The sequence below is a fragment of the uncultured Sphingomonas sp. genome (genome assembly GCF_964243315.1).
Classification (GTDB): Bacteria; Pseudomonadota; Alphaproteobacteria; order Sphingomonadales; family Sphingomonadaceae; genus Sphingomonas.
Genome location: NZ_CAXTEM010000015.1, coordinates 18,297 through 39,618, shown reverse-complemented (window position 1 = coordinate 39,618; position 21,322 = coordinate 18,297). Strand labels below are relative to the sequence as shown.

Genomic DNA, 21,322 nt, shown 5'->3' with positions numbered 1-21,322 from the left:
GTCCGACACGACGGCGAAGGAACTCGGCGTCCAGCTCGCGATCGGCAACACCAAGACCGGCACCTTCGCCGCGACCTCCTACTCGGGATCGTCGCCGAGCCTGTTGACGATCGCGGGGGCGGTGGCGGCGACCAGGCTTGCCACCACGACGACGACGGTGACCGATCCCAATGGCAACACCACCACCTCGACCGGCAATAGCTCGTCCAACACGTTGCTCGAATCCGCGGTCAACTCGATCATCGGATCGAGCGGGGCGCTGGGCGGATTCGCGACGACGATCGGCGACACGGTGTTCGGTGGCATCATCAACGCGGTGAAGCGCGATTCGACGTCCAATCTGCTGCAATCGCCGCACGTCACCACGCTCGACAATTCGCCCGCGCGCATTTTGGTCGGCCAGGAGATCCCGATCACGACGGGGCAGGCGCTGAGCAACAATTTCGACAATGCGTTCCGCACCACGCAGCGGCAGAATGTCGGCATCGAGCTCGAAGTGAAGCCGCAGGTGAATTCGAGCGGTGCGATCAAGCTGGCGCTGCACCAGACCGTCAGCAGCATTTCGGGCACGGTGTCGCGGACCAACGACGACCTGATCCTCAACAAGCGAGAGATCGAGACGACGCTGACGGTCGACGACGGCCAGATCGCGGTGATCGGCGGGTTGCTCGACGATAACGAGAGCCGGACGCTTGAGAAGATCCCGGTGCTCGGCGACATCCCCGGGCTCGGCGCGCTGTTCCGCAACAAGGCGCGGTCGCGGACCAAGCGCAACCTGATGATCTTCATCCGACCGACGATCCTGCGCACCGCCGCCGACACGCGCCGGATCACCGAGCAGCGCTACGGCTATCTGCGCCTGCAGCAGGGCGTGGCGACGCCGGGCCGCGAGCCGTCGATCGACGAACTGGTGCGCGACTATCTGGGTGCCGCGGCGCCGGTGCCGTCGGCGCCGATCCCCGGCAATATCGAGGATCCACGGATCAACGTGCCGGTGCAGCGCGCGAACCCGGGGGTGCGGGGCAAGCGATGATCATCCGGCGCGGCAACCAGGCGGTGGTAGAGACGGCGGTGGCGCCGGTCGCGATCGACGGCACGCGCGTGGCCGACACCGGCACGAGCACGACCATCGCCGACGCGGCGCTGCCGATGGTGACGATCCCCTATGCGTTCGCACGCAAGTTCGGGGTCGTGGTGCAGCATAGCGATACCGACAGCCACCTGACGATCGCGATGCGCGCAGGCGCGGATCCGAAGGCGCTGCTCGAAGTGCGACGGTATCTGGGCCGCGCCTTCGATGTCGGCTTCGTCGATGCACCCGTCTTCGATCGCCTGCTGTCGGACAACTACGCGATGGACGGGCAAGCGCGCGCGCTCGCCGCGGTCGGGATGGGCGACGAGCTCGACCTGCTGGCGGGCGACATGCCGACCGCCGAGGATCTGCTCGACACCGCCGACGACGCGCCCGCGATCCGGCTGATCAACGGCGTCATCGCCGACGCGGCGCGCAACGGCGTGTCCGACATCCATATCGAGCCGTACGAGAGCGGGCTCGTCGTTCGGATGCGGATCGACGGCGTGCTGCGCGAGACGCTGCGGATGCCGCCGCATGTCGCGCCGGTCGTGGTCAGCCGCGTGAAGGTGATGGCGCGGCTCGACATCGCCGAACGCCGCGTGCCGCAGGACGGCCGGATGGGACTGACGCTCGGCGGCAAGCTGCTCGACGTCCGCGTCTCGACCCTGCCGAGCCGCGCGGGCGAGCGGGTGGTGCTGCGCATCCTCGACAAGGACAATGCGGGGATCGACCTCGACGTGCTCGGGCTGACCCCGCAATTGCATGCGCTGATGTCCGAAGCACTTGCGGAACCCAACGGGATCATCCTCGTCACCGGTCCGACGGGATCGGGCAAGACCACCTCGCTCTACGCCGCGCTGCGCCAGCTGAACGACGGCAGCCGCAACATCCTGACGGTCGAGGATCCGGTCGAATATGCGATCGACGGGGTCGGCCAGACCCAGGTCAACGCCAAGGTCGGGCTGACCTTCGCTGCGGGGCTGCGCGCGATCCTGCGCCAGGATCCCGACGTGGTGATGGTCGGCGAAATCCGCGATCGCGAGACCGCGGAGATCGCGGTCCAGGCATCTCTGACCGGGCATCTCGTGCTGTCTACCGTCCATACCAACGACGCGATCGGCGCGATCACGCGGATGCGCGACATGAAGGTCGAGGCGTTCCTGCTCGCGTCTACCCTGCGCGCGGTGATCGCGCAGCGGCTGGTACGTCGGCTGTGCGAACATTGCCGCAAGCCGGTCGAGGCGCGCGACGGCGTCGCGTCGCTGCTCGGCTTCGATCCGGGCGCGATCGTCTACGAGCCGGTCGGCTGCGAGCAGTGCGGCCATACCGGTTTCAAGGGGCGGATGGGTGTGTTCGAGGCGATCCGCATCGACGACACCGTGCGCCGGCTGATCAACGACGGCGGCGACGAGACCACCATCGCGCGGCACGCCTTTGCGACGATGCCGACGCTCGGTGCCGCGGCGCGCCAATTGGTGCGGGAGGGCAAGACCACGCCCGAGGAGGCGATCCGCGTGTCGCGTCGCGACGCCACCGATCCGGTCGTGGACCTGGTCGATGGCTGACTACGACTATATCGCGATCGACACCCGCGGCAACGAACGCCGCGGGCACATCGCGGCCGAAACGATCGACGCCGCGCGTCACGCCCTGGACGCGCGCAAATACTACGTCGTGAAGATCGATCCGGGCGCACCGCCGGTCGCGCGCGGCCGCCCGCTCTTCGGCTTGAAGCTGGGCAAGCCGAAGATGAACACCAAGCATCTGACGCTGTTCACGCGCCAGCTGGCGACGCTCAATCGCGTCTCGCCGCTGGAGGAATCGCTGCGGACGATCACCAAGCAGACCGAGCAGGAGAATATCCGGCTGATCGTCGAGCAGGTCCATGGCGGCGTCGTCGAGGGGCGGCGGCTGGCGGATTCGATGGCGCGCGAGCCGAAGAGTTTTCCGCCGCTGTACCGCGCGATGGTCGCGGCCGGCGAGAGTTCGGGGACGCTGCCTACGATCCTCGATCGGCTCGCGGCGCTGCTGGAGCGGCAGGCGGAGATCCGTGGCAAGTTGATCACCGCGCTCGCCTATCCGACGATCCTGGCGGTGGTCGCGCTCGGCGTGGTCGCGGCGCTGATGATGTTCGTGGTGCCGCAGGTCGTTGAGCAATTCGATACCGTCGGGCAGGCGTTGCCGTTCCTGACGCGGATGGTGATCGCGCTGTCGGACTTCCTGGTCGGCTATTGGTGGGTGATGCTGGTGACCGTCGTGGTCGCGGGGTTTCTCGGCTGGCGCGCGCTGAAGGATCCGGCGCTGCGGCTGGCGTTCGATAGCTGGCTGCTGCGGATCCCGCTGTTGGGGCGGCTGCTGCGCGATCTCCATGCAGCGCGGATGGCGCGAACGCTCGGGACGATGGTCGCGAGCCGGCTGCCGCTGCTCGAAGGGCTGACGCTGACCGCGGGCACCATCCACAACCGCCGGCTGAAGCTGGCGTCGGACGAGATCGTCGAGAACATCCGCGGCGGTGGCAGCCTGTCGGCGGCGATGCGCCGCGCCGGGGTGTTTCCGCCGCTGCTGACTTATCTAGCGGCGAGCGGCGAGGCGGCAGGGCGGCTCGACGAGATGCTCGAACGTGCCGCCGACTATCTCGAACGCGAGTTCGACCGCTTTACCGCAACCGCGCTGTCGCTGCTCGAACCCGCAATCATCGTGCTGATGGGCGGGATCGTCGCGACCATCGTGCTCGCGATCCTGCTGCCGATCCTCCAGCTCAACACGCTGGCAGGCCAATGAGGAATTTCATGCGTACCGACTTGCAGAACCGCCATCCGCAGCGCCGCCGTCGCCGTGAAGACGGGTTCACTCTGGTGGAGCTGATGGTGGTGATCGTCATCATCGGCTTGCTGGCGACGATCGTCGCGATCAACGTGCTGCCTTCGGGCGATCGCGCGCGAACCGAGAAGGCCAAGGCCGACATCGCGCAGATCGAGGGCGGGCTCGAACTCTACAAGTTGCAGAACATGACCTTCCCCAACACCTCGCAAGGGCTGAATTCGCTGGTCAGCGCGCCAGCGGGGCTGACCGATCCTTCGCGCTATCAGGCGGGCGGTTACTTGAAGAAGCTGCCGAACGATCCCTGGGGGCGGCCGTACCTCTATGCCTCGCCCGGCCAGCATGGCGAGGCGGACGTCTGGACCTTCGGCGCGGACGGCAAGGAAGGCGGCGAGGGGATCGATGCCGATATCGGCAGCTGGCAGTAAGCGCGACCGCGCCCGGCACCGTGAACCCGTTGGATCTAACGGGTTCACGGGCATGAGGCGTTCCGCTGAACACGGCTTTACGCTTGTCGAGTTGATGGTCGTGATCACGATCATCGGCTTGGTGTCCGCGGTGACCATGTGGGCAATGCCCGATCCGCGTGGGCGGGTCGGCGACGAGGCCGCGCGCTTCGCGCTTCGCGCGCGCGCGGCGCATGATGCCGCGATCGTCGGGGCACGACCGGTGAGCCTGTGGATCACTGCGGGCGGCTACGGCTTCGACCAGCGGATCGCGGGCGCGTGGTCGCCGATCGCGGACAAGCCGCTGCGGGTCGAGCGCTGGTCCGACGGCACGGTCGCTTCGCTCGGCGAGGCCGGTGCACGGGTGCGCGTGACCTTCGACAGCACCGGGCTGGCGGATAGGGCCGCGACGCTGACGCTGAGCCGGTCGGGCGCGCAGGCGTTCGTACGGATCGACGCCGATGGCAGCGTGCGTGCCGATGCGATCTGACCGGCCTTGCCGCCCGCCGGCCGAGGCGGGCTTCACGCTGATCGAGATCATGGTCGCGCTCGCGGTGTTCAGCCTAGCCGTGCTGGCGTTGGTGCGGCTGGAGAGCGCGACGATCCGCGGCGCGACGATCCTCGACGAGACGATGGTCGCCGGCCTGGTCGCGCGCAACGTCGCAATCGAGGCGGTGACGGATCCTGCGCCGCCCGCCGCCGGAGTCAGCAACGGCGTCGAGCAGAATGGCGGCCGAAGCTGGGCATGGAGCCGCAGCGTCCAGCCGACCGGCAATGCCGCGATCGTGCGGATCGACGTGGCGGTCGCGGACCGGCGTGGCGCGGTGATCGGCCGTGCGTCGATGGTGCGCCCGGCGAACTCCGACGTTCCCATTCCGGACGCGCCCGGCAACGGTGCCGCGGCGGCACAGCCATGACGCGCGTACGGCCGGCGCCCGGCGAGGCGGGGTTCACCCTCGTAGAGGTCATGGTGTCGCTGCTGATCTTCGGCATGCTCGCGGCGGCGGGCGTCGCGATCCTGTCGTTCAGCGTGCGCGCGCAGGGGGCGACCGCGGCGAAGCTCGACGACCTGTCCGCGCTAAATCGTACGATCGCGCTGCTGTCGGGTGATCTCGCCCAGGCGCGTCCGCGCGCGACCCGCGATACCGCGGGACAGGTGATCCCCGCCTTCGTCGGCACAGCATCGGGGGTGCCGCTGGTCCGCTTCGTGCGGGCAGGGTGGAGCAACATCGACGCCGCACCGCGCCCGAGCACGCAGAAGGTAGAATATCGGCTGGTCGACGGCACGCTAGAGCGGCTCGCCTATCCGATGCTCGACGGCGCGGCGCCGCTGCCGGCGGTCGCGCTGCTGACCAAGGTGCGGGCGGTCACCGCGCGCTATCGTTACAAGGGCGCGTGGGCGGATCGCTGGGACGGCAGCAACGGCGTGCCGCTGCCCGACGCGGTCGAACTCGCGGTGCTGCGCGACACCGGCGTCCAGTTCCGCGCGGTGGCGCTGGTCGGATCGGGCTACGCGCCGGACGACAGACCGAAGGCTGCCAATGCGGCGCCCTGAGCATGGCCCCAATGCGGAGCGCGGCGCGGCGTTGCTGACCGTGCTGATGCTGGTCGCGATCATCGCGGTGCTCGCGGGCGGTGCGCTCGAACGGCTGCGGATCACGACGCGGCTCGCCGGCAACGCGATCGGCGGCGAGCAGGCGCGTGCCTATGCCTATGCGGCGGAGGCGCTGGCGCTCAGCCGGGTCACCGATCAGCTCGCGCGCGACAGGACGCGGGTGTCGCTGGCCGGCGGATGGAGCGGACGCCCGTTCGGCCTGCCGCTGCCGGGCGGCGGCTATGCGGTGGCGCGGGTCACCGATGGCGGCAATTGCTTCAACCTCAACGGGCTGGTGCTGCCGGGCAACCAGCCGGGGAGCTACAGCAGCAACGGAGCGGGTCGCGTGGTGTTCGTGCGGCTGATGCGGCTGATCGACGTGCCGGTACAGGCCGCGGAAACGATCGCGGCGAGCGCGAGCGACTGGATCGATACCGATCAGGACCAGCAGCCCGCTGGCGGCGAGGACGAGCTGTATCGCGGGCGAGAGGTGCCCTACCGGACCGCGAACACGCTGATGAGCGACCCGAGCGAACTGCGTGCGGTCAACGGCATGACCCCGGAAATCTATGCGCGTCTGCGACCTTGGGTCTGCGCGCTGCCCAAGGCCGAGATGTCGACGATCAACGTCAACACGCTGGCGCCCGAACAGGCGCCGCTGGTGGCGATGCTGATGCCCGAGACGCTGACGGTTCAAGCGGCGCGGGGCGCGCTGCTGCGGCGTCCGCCCCAGGGGTACAAGGATGCAGCGACATTCTGGAACCAGATCACGCTCGCGGATGGCGCGGGATCGGACCAGGGTTCGGGGCAGACCGGGGTGACGTCGACCTGGTTCGCGTTGCGGGTCGATGTGACGATGGGCGACACGGTGATCGAAGAACATGCGTTGATCGACGCGAACCGGCTTCCCGCACGCCTCGCGGCACGGCAATGGGGGGAGGACTCATGACCATGCTCATCTTCCTCCCTTCGGCGCAGCGCGGATATCGTTGGATCGACCTGACCGAAGGCGCGATGCCGCGCGAGGGCGACGGCATCCCGACGAGCGGCGCGCCGTTTGTCGCGGTCGCGCCGGCCGAGGCGGTGACGCTGCACTGGGCGACGCTGCCCGACCGATCGATCGCGCAGGCGACCGCGGCAGCGCGGATCGTGGTGGCGGAGGCGAGCGCCGCGCCGCTCGGCGAGCTCCACGTCGCGGTCGGCGACGAAGGCACGGGGGAACGGCCGATCGGTGTCGTCGCCGCGGCGCAGATGCAGGAATGGCTGGCAGCGCTGGCGGCGGTCGGGATCGACCCGGTCGCGATCATTCCCGCGCCGATGCTGCTGCCGCGTCCGGACGAGGGCTATGTCCGCGCGCAGCTGGCGGGCGAGGGCGTCGTTCGCGGCACCGCGGCGGGGTTTGCGGACGAGGCACGGCTCACCGAGCTCGTCACCGGCGGCACCGCGCCGACGACGCTGGATCGCGCCAGCCTGACCACCGCGCTCGCCGATGCGGTCGCGGCCCCGGCGCTCGACCTGCGGCAGGGCGCGTTCGCGCGGCGGACGCGGCGAGCCATCGATTGGCCATTGATCCGGCGGCTGGCAATGCTCGGCGCGGGCATCCTGCTGCTCACGCTGGCGATCGATGTCGTACGGATCATTCGCTATTCCACAGGCGCCGACGCGCTGGAGGCGCGCGCCGATGCGCTCGGGCGGACCGGGCTGCCGCGGGGCGAGACGGTGACTGACGTCGACCGGCAACTGGACGAGCGCCTGTCTGCGGTGCGGGGGCCGGGCGCCGGGTTCACCGCGACCACGGCGGCGGTCTATTCGGTGGTGCGTACGCTGCCGGGGGTCGAGATCACGGGCCTGGATTTCCAGCCCAATGGCGAGCTGCGCTTGTCGATCGCGGTGGCGCGCGAAGCGCTCGCGACCGACCTGCGCAGCGCGCTCCAGGCTGCCGGGTTCGAGGTGCGCGCGGGCGTGTTCCAGTCGGGCAGCGGCAGGGTCACGGGTGAGATGACGGTGAGCCGACCATGACGGGATTGCGCACCTGGTTCGCAGGCCGATCGCTGCGCGAACGCCGCCTGCTGCTGGTGATGACGGCGCTGGCGCTGGTGACGTTGGTATGGGCGGGGATCATCATCCCGGTGCGCGACGGCCTGTCGAGCGCACGCGAGCGGCATCAGGCCGCCGCGGTACGGCTCGGCGAGACCCAGGCGGCGATCGATTCGATCAAGACGGTCCGTGCGCTGCGCACCCCGCCACTGGCCGGCGCGTTGCAGGATGTGGTGCGCACCGAGGCGGATCAGGCCGGGTTCGCGCTCGAAACCCTCGAACCACAGGGCGATCAGCGTGTGCGGACGACGATACGGTCGGCGCGGCCCGGTGCGCTGACGGCTTGGCTGGCGCGATTGGAGCGGATCGGCATCCTCGTCGATACTGCGACCTTGCGGGACAATGGCGATCGCACCGTGGGCGTCGATCTCGTGCTGAAGGTACGGACGCTATGAGGCGGATCAGGCTCGCCACCGGACCCGGCGTGTTATTCGGCGCGATGATGCTGGTGGCGTTGCTGCTGTTCCTGCCGATGCGGCTGGCGCTCGCCTGGTCAGGGCTCGACGAGAGCGGATTCGCGGCGCGCGCGGTGACCGGCAGCGTGTGGGACGGCCGAATTGCGGAGGCGCAGTTCGGCGATCTGGCGATCGGCGACCTCGACGCGCGGCTCTCGCCCTTTGCGCTGCTGGTAGGGCGCGCGCGGCTGTCGCTCGACGGGACGACGCGGCCGCTGAACGGGGTGGTAACGGTGACCCGGCACGGCTTCGCGATCGATCACGTCACCGCGTCGCTACCGACCGGGCGGATCTTCCAGCCGCTACCAGTCGGGGGGCTCGACCTGACCGACGTCACGGTCGAGTTCGCGGACGGTAGTTGCGTGCGGGCGGAGGGGCGGGTCCGTGCCACGCTGGTCGGCGATGCATCGGGGGTCGCGCTGCCGCCGTCGGTTGCCGGCAACGCCCGGTGCGAAGGCGGCGCGCTGCTGCTGCCGCTGGCGAGCGACGCCGGGCGCGAGACGGTGGCGCTGCGGATCACCGGTGGCGGCCGCTACACGGCGGTGTTCACGCTGCAACCCAGCGACCCGGCGACGTTGGAGCGGCTGGCGGCGTCGGGGTTCGTCGAGCGCGCGGGCGGATACCAGCTGGCGATCGAGGGTAGTTTCTAAAGTGTTCGACATCGAAGCCGGCCCGCTTGTGCTCCCGCGAAGGCGGGAGCCCAATACTGGGTCCCCGCCTTCGCGGGGACACAGGGACCGACAGGCAACTATCGTCGGTCGATGACTCTCCGGGTCTGCTTGATCAAAGCCGCGACGTCGTTCGGCCCTTACTGGTCTTGACTGCCACCGCGCCTGCCCGCTAGGGGCGCGGGCTTCGCGGCGATCGTAGTTCAATTGGTTAGAGCGTCGGCTTGTGATGCCGGATGTTGCGGGTTCAAGTCCCGTCGGTCGCCCCATTCCCTTCCTTCCCGGGTTTTCCAGATGACCAGCGGCTGGGGCTTCCCCGACTTCGACGATCATGAGGGCGTGCACCTCTTCACCGACCCCGCATCGGGGTTGCAGGCGGTGATCGCGATCCATTCGACCAAGCTCGGCCCCGCTGCGGGTGGCGTGCGGTTCTGGCACTATGCCAGCAGCGACGGTGCGATCACGGATGCGCTGCGGCTGTCGCGCGGCATGAGCTTCAAGAACGCGATGGCGGGGCTCGATCTCGGCGGCGGCAAAGGCGTCGTGCTCGCGGGCCGCGCTGGCGAGTCGATCAGCGAAGCGCAGCTGCAGGCCTTCGGGCGTTCGGTCGAGTCGCTCGGCGGCCGCTATGTCACCGCCGAGGATGTCGGCATGTCCGAAGCGCGGATGAAGGTGATCGCGGGCGAGACCCGCTACGTCTCCGGCCTGCCGGTCGCGAGCGGCGCGGCGGGCGGCGATCCCGGCCCGTATACCGCGCACGGCATCTATCTGGGCGTGAAGGCGGCGGCGAAGCGTGGCCTCGGCGCCACCGACATGAAGGGCGTGCGGGTCGCGATCCAGGGCGTCGGCTCGGTCGGCGGCGGGCTGGCTCGGTTGCTGGCGGCGGACGGCGCGGTGCTGACCCTCGCCGATGTCGACGAAGGCCGCGCACAGGCGCTGGCAGGCGAACTCGGCGCGAGCGTCGTCGCGGCGGAGGCGATCCTGTCGACCGATGCCGACATCGTCAGCCCCAACGCACTCGGCGCGATCCTGACCGAGGCGAGCATCGCCGACCTGAAGGCACGCGTGATCGCGGGTGGCGCGAACAACCAGCTGGCGACCCCGGCGGACGGCGCCCGCGTGCACGACCGCGGCATCCTCTACGCGCCCGATTACGTCATCAACGCGGGCGGTATCATCAATGTCGGGCTCGAATATCTCGGCCATGGCGACGAAGCCGAAGTGATGGCGCGGATCGCGAAAATCCCCGAGCGGCTCGACCAGGTCTGGGACGAGAGCGAGCGCAGCGGCAGTCCGGCGAGCGACGTCGCGGACATGCTGGCGAAGCGGTTGATCGGGCGGTAGATCTTGTGCTCCCGCGAAGGCGGGGACCCAGTACTGGGCTCCCGCCTTCGCGGGAGCCCAACAAGTGGGAGCTTGCGCCCTCATGCGTACCAAGCCCGCAACTCGCGCGTGACCTTCGGTGGGAATCGCCGTATCGGCGGATGATCGTGCCAACACTCCACGCATTCGCCAATCCGGCGCGCTTCCTGACGATCGCCAAGCCGTTGACGCCGCTGCTGACTTGGGCAGGCGTCGCGCTGATCGCGCTCGGCTGCTGGGCCGGGCTGACGCGAACGCCGCCCGATTACCTGCAGGGCGAGACGGTGCGGATCCTCTACATCCACGTGCCCGCGGCCTGGCTCGCGATGGGCGGGTGGAGCGGCATCGCGCTGTCGAGCATCGCGTTCCTGGTGTGGCGACACCCCCTCGCGCAGGTCGCGGCCCGCGCGATCGCGCTGCCGGGCGCGGTGTTCGCCGCGGTATGCCTCGCTACCGGATCGATCTGGGGACGGCCGACCTGGGGCACATGGTGGCAATGGGACGGGCGACTGACGTCGATGCTGCTGCTCTTCTTCGTCTATCTCGGCTATCTCGCGCTAGCGCGGGCGGATGCCGAGCGCGGCGGCGATGGGCGTATTCCCGCGATATTCGGCATCGCAGGCAGCGTGTTGCTGCCGATCATCCGCTATTCGGTGGTTTGGTGGAACACGCTGCACCAGGGGCCGAGCATCGGGCTGACCCGATCGTCAATCGACCCATCGATCCTGTGGCCGCTGCCGATCATGGTCGCGGGCTTCACGCTGTTGTTCGCCGGCATCGTGCTGATGCGGATGCGTGCACAGCTCGCGGTCACCAAGGCCGAGGCGCGGTTGCGGCGGATGGCGCGGCCGTGAACCCGTGGAACTTCGTTGCCGCGGCCTATGCCGTGACGCTGCTCGCCGCCGCCGCGCTGGCGATTGCGAGCCATGTCGCGATGCGCCGGGCGGAGCGCGCGATCGAGGACCGCGACCGGTGAAGGCGAAGCATCAGCGGCTGACGCTTGCGCTGCTCGCGCTGGCGGCGGTGGTCGCCGCCGGGCTGCTCGCGCTGTCGGCTTTGCAGGACAAGGCGGCGTTCTTCTACGCCCCCGCCGACGTCAAGCGCGACGGACTACCTCTAGGCAAGGCGGTGCGGCTGGGCGGGATGGTCGAGGCCGGATCGGTCAAGCGTGCTGCCGATGGCGTCACCGTCGCGTTCACCGTGACCGACGGGCAGGCGACCACGCCGGTTCGCTTCGCCGGCATCGTGCCCGACCTGTTCCGCGAACGATCGGGCGTGGTGGCGGAAGGGCAGTTCAATCCCGATGGCAGCTTCACCGCCTCCAACCTGCTCGCCAAGCACGACGAGAAATACATGCCGCCGCCGATAGTGAAGACCGCGGCCGGCGAGATGCACCAGACGAAGTCGCTGACACGATGACCGCCGAAGCCGGGCTCGCCGCGCTGTGGCTCGCGGCCGCGCTCGCCGCGCTACAGCTCGTCACCGCCGCGATCGGGCTGGCGCGCAAGCGCGCTGACGTGGTCGCCGCGGTGCGGCCGATCGCGATCGTACAGGGCGGGGCGGTCGCACTGGCACTGGCGCTGCTGATCGCGCTGTTCCTCGCGTCCGACATGTCGGTGAAGCTGGTGGTGGAGAACAGCCATTCGGCCAAGCCGTGGCTGTACAAGTTCGCGGGCGCGTGGGGCAATCACGAGGGGTCGATGCTGCTCTGGGTCGCGATCCTCGGGCTCGCGGGCGGCGCAGTGGCGGTGCTGGAACGGCGGCTTGCCGAACCGACGCTGATCGCGACGCTCGGCGCGCAGGCGGCGATCGCGCTCGGCTTCTATGCGTTCCTGCTATTTTCCTCCAATCCGTTCGCGCGGGTCGATCCGGCGCCGGCGGACGGGATGGGCCTCAACCCGCTGCTGCAGGACCCTGGCCTCGCCTTCCATCCGCCGACGCTCTACATCGGCTATGTCGGCATATCGGTGGCGTTCTCTTTCGCGGTCGGTGCCTTGATCACCCGCGACGTAGGCCCGGCCTTCGCGCGAGCGATGCGTCCCTGGGTGCTCGGCGCGTGGATATTCCTGACGCTCGGGATCACCGCCGGATCCTATTGGGCCTATTACGAGCTCGGCTGGGGCGGCTGGTGGTTCTGGGATCCGGTGGAGAACGCGTCGCTGATGCCGTGGCTGGCGGCGACCGCGCTGCTGCATTCGGTGACGGTGCTGGCGACCCGCGACGGCCTTCGCGCCTGGACGGTGATGCTCGCGGTGGTCGCCTTCTCGATGTCGATGCTCGGCACCTTCCTGGTGCGGTCGGGGATCTTGACCAGCGTCCACGCCTTCGCGGTCGACCCGGAGCGCGGCGCCTTCATCCTCGCCTTGCTGGCGATCTATATCGGCGGCGCGCTGGCGTTGTTCGCGGCACGGATCGGGACGGTGCGCGCCGGCACGACGTTCGAGCTGGTCAGCCGCGAAGGCGCGCTGGTGCTCAACAATCTGCTGCTCACCGTGATCCTCGGCATCGTTTTGATCGGCACGCTCTACCCGATCGTCGCGGCGAGCATGGGCGTGCAGCTGTCGATCGGCGCGCCGTTCTTCGACAAGGCGGCGGGGCCGATCGCGCTGGCGCTGGTTGCGGCGATGGCGGTCGGTCCGTTGCTGCGCTGGCGCCGCGACGATGCCGGCGCACTGATCTCGCGGTCGACCTGGCCGATCGCCGCGGCCGCGTTCACCGCGGCCGGCCTGGTGGTGTTCGCGTCGATCGGCCTGCTGCCGTTCGCCGGGATCGCGCTCGCCGCGGGGCTCGCGGTGGCGAGCGTCGTGCCGCTCTGGGGGCGTAACCTCCGCCGCACGCCGCTGTTCACCTACGGCATGGTCGTCTCACACCTTGGCATCGCGGTGAGCCTGGCCGGCATCGCGGCGAGCAGCGCCTTCACTACGGAGACGCTGGTCGCGGCGCAGCCGGGCGTGGCGGTGCGCGCGGGGCCATTCTCGGTGGTGCTCGACGGCATCAAGCCGGTGATCGGCGAGAACTGGTCGGGGCTGGAGGCGCGGCTGACCGCCACCCGCGGCGACGAGACCATCGTGCTGCGCCCGCAATCGCGCTTCTTCGCGGATCCGCCGACGTCGACCAACGAAAGCGCGATCGAAACCGAATGGGACGGCCAGCTCTATACCGTGCTCGGCCAGCCCGACGCGCAGGGCCGCTGGCAGTTGCGACTGTGGTGGAAGCCGTTCGTGACGCTGATCTGGCTGGGCGGCGCGTTGATCGCGCTCGGCGGGCTGCTCGCGCTGGTCGGGCGGGTGCGGCGCGAGAACCGCGCGGTGGCGCGGGCGGTTTGGGCGTGAGGCGCTACGCCCTGTGGCTGCCGCTCGCCGCGTTCGTGCTGCTGTTCGTGGTGGTGGCGAGCGGGTTGTTCCGGCCGGCTGATCGCACCGTTCGATCGGCGCTGGTCGGCAAGCCGTTGCCCGAATTCATATTGCCGGGGATCGTGCCGGGCAAGCCGGGGCTGTCGAGCGCAATCTTCCGCAAGGGCGAGCCGCGGCTGCTCAACGTCTTCGCGAGCTGGTGCATCCCGTGCATCGCCGAGGCACCGCAGCTGATGCGGTTGAAGGCGCTCGGTATTCCGATCGAGGGCGTGGCGATCCGCGATACCGCGCCGGCGCTCGGCGCGTTCATCCGCCGCAACGGCGATCCCTATACGCGGATCGGCGACGACAGCCGCAGCGCGGTGCAGCTCGCGATCGGATCGTCGGGCGTGCCCGAGAGCTTCGTGATCGACGGCGACGGCAGGATCGTGCTCCAGCATGTCGGCGACATTCGCGCCGACGACGTCGACAAAATCGCCGCCGCGGTGCGGGACGCGCGATGAAGCGGCTGGCGCTCGCCCTGTTGCTGCTGCCAGCAGTTGCCGCGGCCGATCCGGTGACGCCACCGGCACCGCTCGCCAACACGCAATTGCGCGATCCCGCCAAGGAGGCGCAGGCGAAGGCGCTGATGGAAACGTTGCGCTGCCTGGTCTGCCAGGGCCAGTCGATCGCGGACAGCGATGCCAGCCTCGCCGCCGACATGCGCGCGATGGTGCGCGAACGGATCGCGGAGGGCCAGAGCCCGGAGGCGATCCGGCGCTGGCTGATCGCGCGCTACGGCGATTACGTCACCTATGATCCGCCGCTAGGCGCGACGACCTGGCCGTTGTGGCTGGCGCCGATCGCGATGCTGGTCGCGGGGGCGCTGCTGGCGCGGTCGAGCTTCAAGCGGCGGGCGCGCTGATGGGCTGGGTGTGGCTGCTGCTGATCGGCGCCGCGGCGTTCGGCGCGCTGGCGGTGCTCGGCGTCGGGCGGGCCTTGTGGTCGATGGTCGCATCGGCGCTGATGCTGGGTGCGGCGGGCTATGCGTTGCAGGGCCGGCCGGGTTTGCCGGGCAAGGCCGCGGTGCCGAGCGTCGCGGGTGCGGCCGACGCAGCGACGATCGACCTGCGCGACCGGATGCTCGGGCGGTTCTCGGGCGACGGCGCCTATCTGGTCGCGGCCGATGCGATGAGCCGCGCGGGCGATCGCCGGGCGGCGGTGCGCGTCGTCCTCGCGGGCATCTCCAAAGTGCCCGAAAGCGTGCTGCTGTGGACGGGGCTCGGCAATGCGTTGGTGGCGCATGACGGCGGGCAGGTCTCGCCACCCGCGCTGTTCGCGTTCCAGCAGGCCGCACGGTTGTCGCCGGACCACCCGGCGCCGCCCTTCTTCCTCGGCGAGGCATACGTCCGTGCGGGCGATTTCGACAGCGCGCGTCGCTATTGGGCGCGGGCGCTGGCGCTGACTCCGCCAGGCGCCTCGTATCGCCGCGACATTGCGGTGCGGCTCGCCTTGCTCGACCGGCTGCTCGCCGAGGCGAACCAAGTAGAAGACCGTAATGACAAGGGTTTGCCGACCCGCTAGCGTCGTGCCGGTTCCCGGAGAGCGACGATGAAGTTCAGGCGTAACACTGCCCTTGCCGCGATCATCGCGCTTCTCTCCGGTTGTGGTGGAGACGGCGGGGGAAGCGGCGGCGCATCGGGCGGTTCGGTGCCGGTCGCGACGGCTCCTACGCCGACCCCGACCACGACGACCGCGGGCACCTGTTCGCTGCGCGACCGGCAGGAGTGGTCGGCGGCGCAGTTGCGCGAATGGTATCTGTTCCCGGAGACGCTGCCGACGACGCTCGATGCGTCGCGCTATGCCAGCGTCGACGATTATGTCGACGCGCTTACCGCGACCGCGCGCAGCCAGCAACGCGACCGGTACTTCACATACGTGACGTCGATCAGGGAAGAGGACGCCTATTACGCCTCGGGGTCTAGTGCGGGCTTCGGCGTCCGCCTGTCGACCGACGCGGTGACCCGCCGTGCCTTCGTCAGCGAAGCGTTCGAGGGAACCTCGGCACTGGCCGCGGGTATCGATCGCGGGACCGAGATCCTCGCGATCGGCACCGGCACGGCGACGTTGCGCAGCGTCAACGACATCATCGCGAGCGAGGGGATCGCCGGCGTGTCCAACGCGCTCGGTCCCAGCACCCCGGGCACCGCGCGAACCCTGCAGATCAGCGACGCCGCGGGCGTCCGCACGGTCACTATCACCAAGACCGACTACAGCCTCGACCCGGTGTCGACCCGCTACGGTGCCAAGGTGATCGACGATGGCGGGCGCAAGGTCGGCTACGTCAACCTGCGCACCTTCATCTCGACCGCGGACCCCGCGCTCCGCGCCGCGTTTGCGACGTTCCGTGCGCAGGGGATCACCGAAATCGTGGTCGATTTCCGCTACAATGGCGGCGGCTCCATCGACATCGCCGAACTGATGAGCGACCTACTCGGCGGCGATCGCAGCTCGACCGATGTCGTCGACTATATCGCCTTCCGTCCCGAGAAGGCGGCCGAGAACACGACGCGGTTCTTCATGACCCAGCCGCAGTCGATCGCGGCGACCAAGATCGCCTTCATCGGCACGGGGGCCACCGCGTCGGCGAGCGAGTTGGTGATCAATGCGTTCGTGCCCTATCTGCACAGCCGCGTCGCGCTGATCGGCACCAACACCTATGGCAAGCCGGTCGGGCAGATCGGGCTCGACCGTGCGCAGTGCGACGATCGCCTGCGGGTCATCGCGCTATCGGTGCAGAACGCTGCCCGGCAGGGGGCCTATTTCGAGGGGCTGGCAAGGACCGTGGAGGCGAGTTGCCAGGCCGGGGACGATCTGACCCGCCAGATGGGCGATCCGCAGGAAGCATCGACGCGGCAGGCGCTGGACTTCCTCGCGGGTAAGACCTGCACGCCGATCAGCGCGAACACGACCGCGACGCTGTCGGCGGCGGGGACCGGGCGGCGGCTGTTGCTGACGCCGGCGCGGCCGACTACTGCACAGCGCGAGGTGCCGGGGTTGTTCTAAAGGGTGCAGCGCTTTTAATTTGTCATCCTCGCGCAGGCGGGGATCCAGACTGGCGAACGTTGCTTATTGATCGCCGAGGCTTGCCAGTATGGATCCCCGCCCGCGCGGGGATGACGGGTGTTGGGGGTGAGTGGTGGTCGCGCCTAGCGGGAGCTACCACCCCACTTACCTCAGTCGCTCTTCCCGCGTCCGGTCTTCGATTGCAGTTCGTCGATCCGCTTCGAGGCGTCCGCCTTGGACAGCGTATCGTCGAATTCCTCATGTGCCTCTTCGCTGAGCGTCTTGAGATAGCTCGCCTGCGCGCCGGTCATCGCTTCGCCGCCGGTGGTCCAATCGTCGGGGTCCTTCTCCGCATTCGAGAAAGGTTCGGTCTTGGGGTTGGCTTGTTCGGTCATGTGGCTTCCTTCGTTCGAAGTCACCAACCCCCATGTTCCGTTTGTGTTCCCTACGCCGCCCAGGCTTCGTACGGCAGGTCGAGATCGTCGGCGACCGCCTTGAACGCGATCTTGCCCTTGTAGACGTTGAGGCCTGCCGCAAGGTGCGGATCGGCGCGCATCGCTGCCCCGGCACCGAGATTGGCGAGCCGCAGCGCGAATGGCAGCGTCGCGTTGTTGAGCGCGAACGCCGAGGTGCGGGCGACCGCGCCGGGCATGTTGGCGACGCAATAGTGGATAACGCCGTCGACCTCGAACACCGGGTCTTCGTGGGTGGTCGCGTGGCTCGTCTCGAAACAGCCGCCCTGGTCGATCGCGATGTCGACCATCACCGATCCGCGCTTCATCGTCTTCAGCATCTCGCGCGTCACCAGCTTGGGCGCGGCGGCGCCCGGCACCAGCACCGCGCCGATCACCAGATGCGCGTTCTTCACCGCCGCCGCGATCGCGGCCTTGCTGGCATAGGCGGTCTTGATCTGGTTCGAGAAGAACATGTCGAGCTCCGCCAGCCGATCGTTCGAGATGTCGTAGATCGTCACATCGGCACGCATGCCGACCGCCATCTGCGCGGCGTTGACGCCCGACACGCCACCGCCGAGGATCGCGACCTTGGCGGGCGCGACCCCGGGGACGCCACCGAGCAGCACGCCGCGGCCGCCCTGTTCCTTCTCCAGATAATGCGCGCCGACCTGCACCGACATGCGGCCCGCGACCTCCGACATCGGCTTCAGCAGCGGCAGCCCACGACGATTGTCGGTCACGGTCTCATAGGCGATGCAGGTCGCGCCCGACTTCATCAGCCCTTCCGCCTGCGGCTTGTCCGCGGCGAGGTGGAGATAGGTGAACAGCAAGTGCCGCGATTCGAGCATCGCGATCTCGGCCGGCTGCGGCTCCTTCACCTTCACGATCATGTCAGCCTCAGCGAATACCGACTTCGCATCGGACAGGATCGTCGCGCCCGCGGCGACATAGTCCTGGTCCTCGAAATCGATCCCGGCGCCAGCCATCGTCTCGACGACGACCTCGTGCCCGGCCGCGACCAGCTCGGCAACCGACGGCGGGGTCAGACCCACCCGGTATTCGTGGTTCTTGATTTCCTTGGGTACACCGACTCGCATCAAATCTCTCCTCTTGTCGCCCCCTGTAATTTCCGACGGCCCGGCTCGATACCCCCCACCCGACACCCGCGATGCCGGCGGTCGTCGGCGGACGGCGGCCGCCGTTGCCGGTCGTAAGGCTGCGTGCTAGAGCGCGCGGCTTGGTATGGAACAGGTTGTGAACATGGGGCTTCCCGTCGATCCGTTGGGCCGATCGCACTACCGATGAGCGAACCCATCTTCGGCGCCGAACCTTCGGCGCGCGGTGCGGAGGATGCGCCCCTCGGCGATCACGGTCATGGGGGCCACGGATCCGAGGGGATGGTCAAGCTGGCGGTCGGTGCGATCGGAATCGTCTTCGGCGATATCGGCACCAGCCCGCTGTATGCGTTCCGCGAAACCTTTGCCGGGCACCACAAGCTCGCGCTCGATCCCGCGCACATCATGGGCGTGATCAGCCTGATGTTCTGGTCGATGATGATCGTCGTGACGATCAAGTACGTCGTCATCATCATGCGTGCCGACAACAAGGGCGAGGGCGGCAGCCTGGCGCTGCTCGCGCTCGTATCGGGGCGCACCAAGACCAAGCGCTGGTCGACCGGGATCATCCTGCTCGGGGTGTTCGCCACCGCCTTGTTCTACGGCGACAGCATGATCACCCCGGCGGTGTCGGTGCTGTCCGCGGTCGAGGGGCTCGCGGTCGCGGCACCCGCGTTCGGCGGGCTGGTGTTGCCGATCTCGGTCGCGATTCTCGTCTTCCTCTTCACGATCCAGAAGAGCGGCACCGCGCGGGTGGGGCTGTTCTTCGGACCGATCATGCTGGTCTATTTCGCCACGATCGCGGTGCTCGGCATCCTCAGCGTCGTCGAGACGCCGGGCGTGCTATGGGCGCTGTCGCCGCATTTCGCGATCGAGTTCTTCCTGATCGATCCGCTCGCCGCGTTCCTTGCGCTGGGTTCGGTGGTGCTCGCGGTCACCGGCGCGGAGGCGCTCTATGCCGATATGGGGCATTTCGGCCGCAAGCCGATCGGTCTGTCCTGGCTCGTCTTCGTGCTGCCCGCGCTGATGTGCAATTACATGGGGCAGGGCGCGCTGCTGTTTCGCGAAGGCGCGGCGGCGCTGCGTAGTCCGTTCTTCATGCTCGCACCCGAAGGGTTGCAGCTGCCGCTCGTCATCCTGGCGACGATGGCCGCGATCATCGCGAGCCAGGCGGTGATCTCGGGCGCGTTCTCGGTGACCCAGCAGGGCATCCAGCTCGGCTTCATCCCCCGGTTGCGGATCGAGCATACCAGCGCCGCCACCGCGGGGCAGATCTACATTCCGCTGGTGAATTGGGCGCTGATGGCAATGGTCATCTTGCTGGTGCTGTTCTTCCGCACCTCGTCCAACCTGACCAGCGCCTATGGGATCGCGGTGACCGGGGCGATGCTGATCGATACCTGCCTGCTCGGCGTCGCGCTGATCCGGCTATGGAATTGGCCGCGTTGGGCGGCGTTCCCGCTGCTCGCGGTGTTCTTCCTGGTCGACGGCGCCTATTTTACCGCGAACATGACCAAGGTGCCCGACGGGGGCTGGTTCCCCCTGCTGGTCGGGCTGATCGTGTTCACCCTGCTTACCACCTGGTCGAAGGGTCGCAAGCTGATGATCGACCGGATGCGCGAGGCGGCGATGCCGCTGAAGGTGTTCATCAGCTCGGCCGCCAGCTCCGCGACCCGCGTGCCTGGCACCGCGGTGTTCATGACCTCGACCGCCGAGGGCGTGCCGCACGCGCTGCTCCACAATCTGAAGCACAACCGCGTGCTCCACGAACGCATCATCCTGCTCACCGTGAAAATCGTCGACCAGCCTTACTGGCCCGATCACGATCGCGCGGTGCGCGACACGTTGGGCGAGGGGTTCCACCGGCTGGTGCTGCGCTACGGCTTCATGGAAGAGGTCGACGTACCCGCAGCGCTGAAGCACGTCCACGAATGTGGCGCCGAGTTCAAGATGATGGACACCAGCTTCTTCCTGTCGCGCCAGACGCTGCTCGCGTCGGACAAGCCGGGGATGATGATCTGGCGCGAGAAGCTGTTCGCGTGGATGCTGCGCAATGCGGAAAGTGCGATGGAGTTCTTCCGCCTGCCAACCAACCGGGTCGTCGAGTTGGGTAGTCAGGTCGAGATTTGAGCGAGCCGGCACCGATCATCGTCACCGCCCTGTTCGGGCGGCGCGACCAAGGCTGGTTCGACGCCATGCGCAGCGAGCATTTCCCGCCCGAACGCAACCAGCTCGACGCGCATCTGACGCTGTTCCACCATCTGCCGCCGTCGAGCGCCGACGAGTTGAAGCACCGCCTGACTGGGGAGACTCGGCAGGTGCGTGCGCCGATCGCGAAGATCGCAGGGCTGATGTCGCTCGGCCGCGGCGTCGCCTATCGGATCGACGCGCCAGAACTGGTCGCGATCCGGGCGCGACTGGCGGGTGCGTTCGCGGGTCTGCTGACCCCGCAGGACGCCGGCGGGTGGCGTGCGCACGTCACTATCCAGAACAAGGTCTCGCCCAACATCGCCAAGCTGCTGCTGGAGAGCCTGTCGCGCGATTTCGTGCCGCGCGAGGTCGAGATCGCGGGGTTGGCGACTTGGTGGTATCGCGGCGGCCCGTGGGAGCCGCTGTCCCGCCACATGTTCGCTTGACCGCCACGGGGCCGCTACCTATAGCCCGCGCCTCGCGAGTGAGAGCGCCCGAACGGGGCGGAGTAGCTCAGCTGGTTAGAGCACGGGAATCATAATCCTGGGGTCGGGGGTTCAAGTCCCTCCTCCGCTACCACTCGCGATACCGCCGCTTCGTGCCGGTCCTGTCGTTGTTGGTTCAAATCCGGGGCCGGACCGCCTAGA

Annotated in this window: 23 protein-coding genes, 2 tRNA genes and 1 pseudogene (1 of these 26 running past the window's edge); 24 read left to right on the top strand and 2 right to left on the bottom strand. The window is 68.6% G+C overall.

Annotated features, from left to right (window positions below; genetic code table 11):
- The 21 genes and pseudogenes from gspD to ACFE77_RS06965 form a co-directional block, all read left to right on the top strand.
- Positions 1-1,033 (top strand): annotated as a pseudogene (gene gspD, locus ACFE77_RS07065) (type II secretion system secretin GspD); it begins 1,235 nt to the left of the window's first position.
- Positions 1,034-1,149: 116 nt separating this feature from the next.
- Entirely contained in the window at positions 1,150-2,640 is a 1,491-nt protein-coding gene (gene gspE, locus ACFE77_RS07060; RefSeq protein ID WP_375420937.1) for a type II secretion system ATPase GspE, read from the top strand.
- On the top strand, positions 2,633-3,856 hold the full coding sequence (gene gspF, locus ACFE77_RS07055; RefSeq protein ID WP_375420924.1) for a type II secretion system inner membrane protein GspF: 1,224 nt from the start codon (positions 2,633-2,635) through the stop codon (positions 3,854-3,856). Before gspE ends, gspF begins: the two co-directional genes overlap by 8 nt.
- Before the next feature lie 8 nt (positions 3,857-3,864).
- Positions 3,865-4,323, top strand: a complete 459-nt coding sequence (gene gspG / locus ACFE77_RS07050) for a type II secretion system major pseudopilin GspG (RefSeq protein ID WP_375420923.1) — start codon at positions 3,865-3,867, stop codon at positions 4,321-4,323.
- Between the two features lie 52 nt (positions 4,324-4,375).
- Complete coding sequence (locus ACFE77_RS07045; protein WP_375420922.1) at positions 4,376-4,831, top strand: GspH/FimT family pseudopilin; 456 nt, start codon at positions 4,376-4,378, stop codon at positions 4,829-4,831.
- Positions 4,821-5,258, top strand: coding sequence for a type II secretion system minor pseudopilin GspI (gene gspI / locus ACFE77_RS07040; RefSeq protein ID WP_375420936.1), 438 nt, complete (start codon positions 4,821-4,823; stop codon positions 5,256-5,258). Before ACFE77_RS07045 ends, gspI begins: the two co-directional genes overlap by 11 nt.
- Positions 5,255-5,896, top strand: coding sequence for a type II secretion system minor pseudopilin GspJ (gspJ, locus tag ACFE77_RS07035; RefSeq protein ID WP_375420921.1), 642 nt, complete (start codon positions 5,255-5,257; stop codon positions 5,894-5,896). Before gspI ends, gspJ begins: the two co-directional genes overlap by 4 nt.
- A complete protein-coding gene (gspK, locus tag ACFE77_RS07030; protein ID WP_375420920.1) occupies positions 5,883-6,884 on the top strand; it encodes a type II secretion system minor pseudopilin GspK in 1,002 nt (333 codons plus the stop codon). The genes gspJ and gspK overlap by 14 nt, the downstream gene beginning before the upstream one ends.
- Complete coding sequence (gspL, locus tag ACFE77_RS07025; RefSeq protein ID WP_375420919.1) at positions 6,881-7,954, top strand: type II secretion system protein GspL; 1,074 nt, start codon at positions 6,881-6,883, stop codon at positions 7,952-7,954. The genes gspK and gspL overlap by 4 nt, the downstream gene beginning before the upstream one ends.
- The gene (gspM, locus tag ACFE77_RS07020) at positions 7,951-8,427 is read left to right on the top strand and encodes a type II secretion system protein GspM (RefSeq protein ID WP_375420918.1); all 477 of its coding nucleotides are present in this window, start codon (positions 7,951-7,953) and stop codon (positions 8,425-8,427) included. The genes gspL and gspM overlap by 4 nt, the downstream gene beginning before the upstream one ends.
- A complete protein-coding gene (locus ACFE77_RS07015) occupies positions 8,424-9,137 on the top strand; it encodes a type II secretion system protein N (protein WP_375420917.1) in 714 nt (237 codons plus the stop codon). The genes gspM and ACFE77_RS07015 overlap by 4 nt, the downstream gene beginning before the upstream one ends.
- A 210-nt stretch (positions 9,138-9,347) precedes the next feature.
- Positions 9,348-9,424, top strand: a tRNA-His gene (locus ACFE77_RS07010).
- Positions 9,425-9,449: 25 nt separating this feature from the next.
- On the top strand, positions 9,450-10,499 hold the full coding sequence (locus ACFE77_RS07005) for a Leu/Phe/Val dehydrogenase (RefSeq protein ID WP_375420916.1): 1,050 nt from the start codon (positions 9,450-9,452) through the stop codon (positions 10,497-10,499).
- Positions 10,500-10,639: 140 nt separating this feature from the next.
- Entirely contained in the window at positions 10,640-11,371 is a 732-nt protein-coding gene (gene ccmC / locus ACFE77_RS07000) for a heme ABC transporter permease CcmC (protein ID WP_375420915.1), read from the top strand.
- Complete coding sequence (locus ACFE77_RS06995) at positions 11,368-11,493, top strand: hypothetical protein (RefSeq protein WP_375420914.1); 126 nt, start codon at positions 11,368-11,370, stop codon at positions 11,491-11,493. Before ccmC ends, ACFE77_RS06995 begins: the two co-directional genes overlap by 4 nt.
- Complete coding sequence (ccmE, locus tag ACFE77_RS06990; RefSeq protein WP_375420913.1) at positions 11,490-11,936, top strand: cytochrome c maturation protein CcmE; 447 nt, start codon at positions 11,490-11,492, stop codon at positions 11,934-11,936. The genes ACFE77_RS06995 and ccmE overlap by 4 nt, the downstream gene beginning before the upstream one ends.
- On the top strand, positions 11,933-13,849 hold the full coding sequence (locus tag ACFE77_RS06985; protein ID WP_375420912.1) for a heme lyase CcmF/NrfE family subunit: 1,917 nt from the start codon (positions 11,933-11,935) through the stop codon (positions 13,847-13,849). Before ccmE ends, ACFE77_RS06985 begins: the two co-directional genes overlap by 4 nt.
- Positions 13,846-14,373 (top strand): redoxin family protein, encoded by a 528-nt coding sequence (locus ACFE77_RS06980; protein ID WP_375420911.1) that lies wholly within the window; start codon positions 13,846-13,848, stop codon positions 14,371-14,373. Before ACFE77_RS06985 ends, ACFE77_RS06980 begins: the two co-directional genes overlap by 4 nt.
- Positions 14,370-14,774, top strand: coding sequence for a cytochrome c-type biogenesis protein (locus tag ACFE77_RS06975; RefSeq protein WP_375420910.1), 405 nt, complete (start codon positions 14,370-14,372; stop codon positions 14,772-14,774). Before ACFE77_RS06980 ends, ACFE77_RS06975 begins: the two co-directional genes overlap by 4 nt.
- A complete protein-coding gene (locus ACFE77_RS06970; RefSeq protein WP_375420909.1) occupies positions 14,699-15,433 on the top strand; it encodes a tetratricopeptide repeat protein in 735 nt (244 codons plus the stop codon). The genes ACFE77_RS06975 and ACFE77_RS06970 overlap by 76 nt, the downstream gene beginning before the upstream one ends.
- Positions 15,434-15,460: 27 nt before the next feature.
- On the top strand, positions 15,461-16,915 hold the full coding sequence (locus ACFE77_RS06965; RefSeq protein WP_375420908.1) for a S41 family peptidase: 1,455 nt from the start codon (positions 15,461-15,463) through the stop codon (positions 16,913-16,915).
- 170 nt (positions 16,916-17,085) lie between these two features.
- On the opposite strand, the gene ACFE77_RS06960 is transcribed toward ACFE77_RS06965, so the two are convergent.
- Both ACFE77_RS06960 and ald read right to left on the bottom strand, forming a co-directional pair.
- On the bottom strand, positions 17,086-17,310 hold the full coding sequence (locus ACFE77_RS06960) for a DUF3072 domain-containing protein (RefSeq protein ID WP_375420907.1): 225 nt from the start codon (positions 17,308-17,310) through the stop codon (positions 17,086-17,088).
- Positions 17,311-17,360: 50 nt separating this feature from the next.
- Complete coding sequence (gene ald / locus ACFE77_RS06955) at positions 17,361-18,467, bottom strand: alanine dehydrogenase (RefSeq protein WP_375420906.1); 1,107 nt, start codon at positions 18,465-18,467, stop codon at positions 17,361-17,363.
- Positions 18,468-18,671: 204 nt separating this feature from the next.
- Between ald and ACFE77_RS06950 the strand changes: the two genes are divergently transcribed.
- The 3 genes from ACFE77_RS06950 to ACFE77_RS06940 all read left to right on the top strand — a co-directional run bounded on the left by ACFE77_RS06950 (position 18,672) and on the right by ACFE77_RS06940 (position 21,254).
- On the top strand, positions 18,672-20,615 hold the full coding sequence (locus ACFE77_RS06950) for a potassium transporter Kup (RefSeq protein WP_375420905.1): 1,944 nt from the start codon (positions 18,672-18,674) through the stop codon (positions 20,613-20,615).
- The gene (locus ACFE77_RS06945) at positions 20,612-21,121 is read left to right on the top strand and encodes a 2'-5' RNA ligase family protein (RefSeq protein WP_375420904.1); all 510 of its coding nucleotides are present in this window, start codon (positions 20,612-20,614) and stop codon (positions 21,119-21,121) included. Before ACFE77_RS06950 ends, ACFE77_RS06945 begins: the two co-directional genes overlap by 4 nt.
- 56 nt (positions 21,122-21,177) lie before the next feature.
- A tRNA-Met gene (locus ACFE77_RS06940) sits at positions 21,178-21,254 on the top strand.
- Positions 21,255-21,322: the final 68 nt, after the last annotated feature.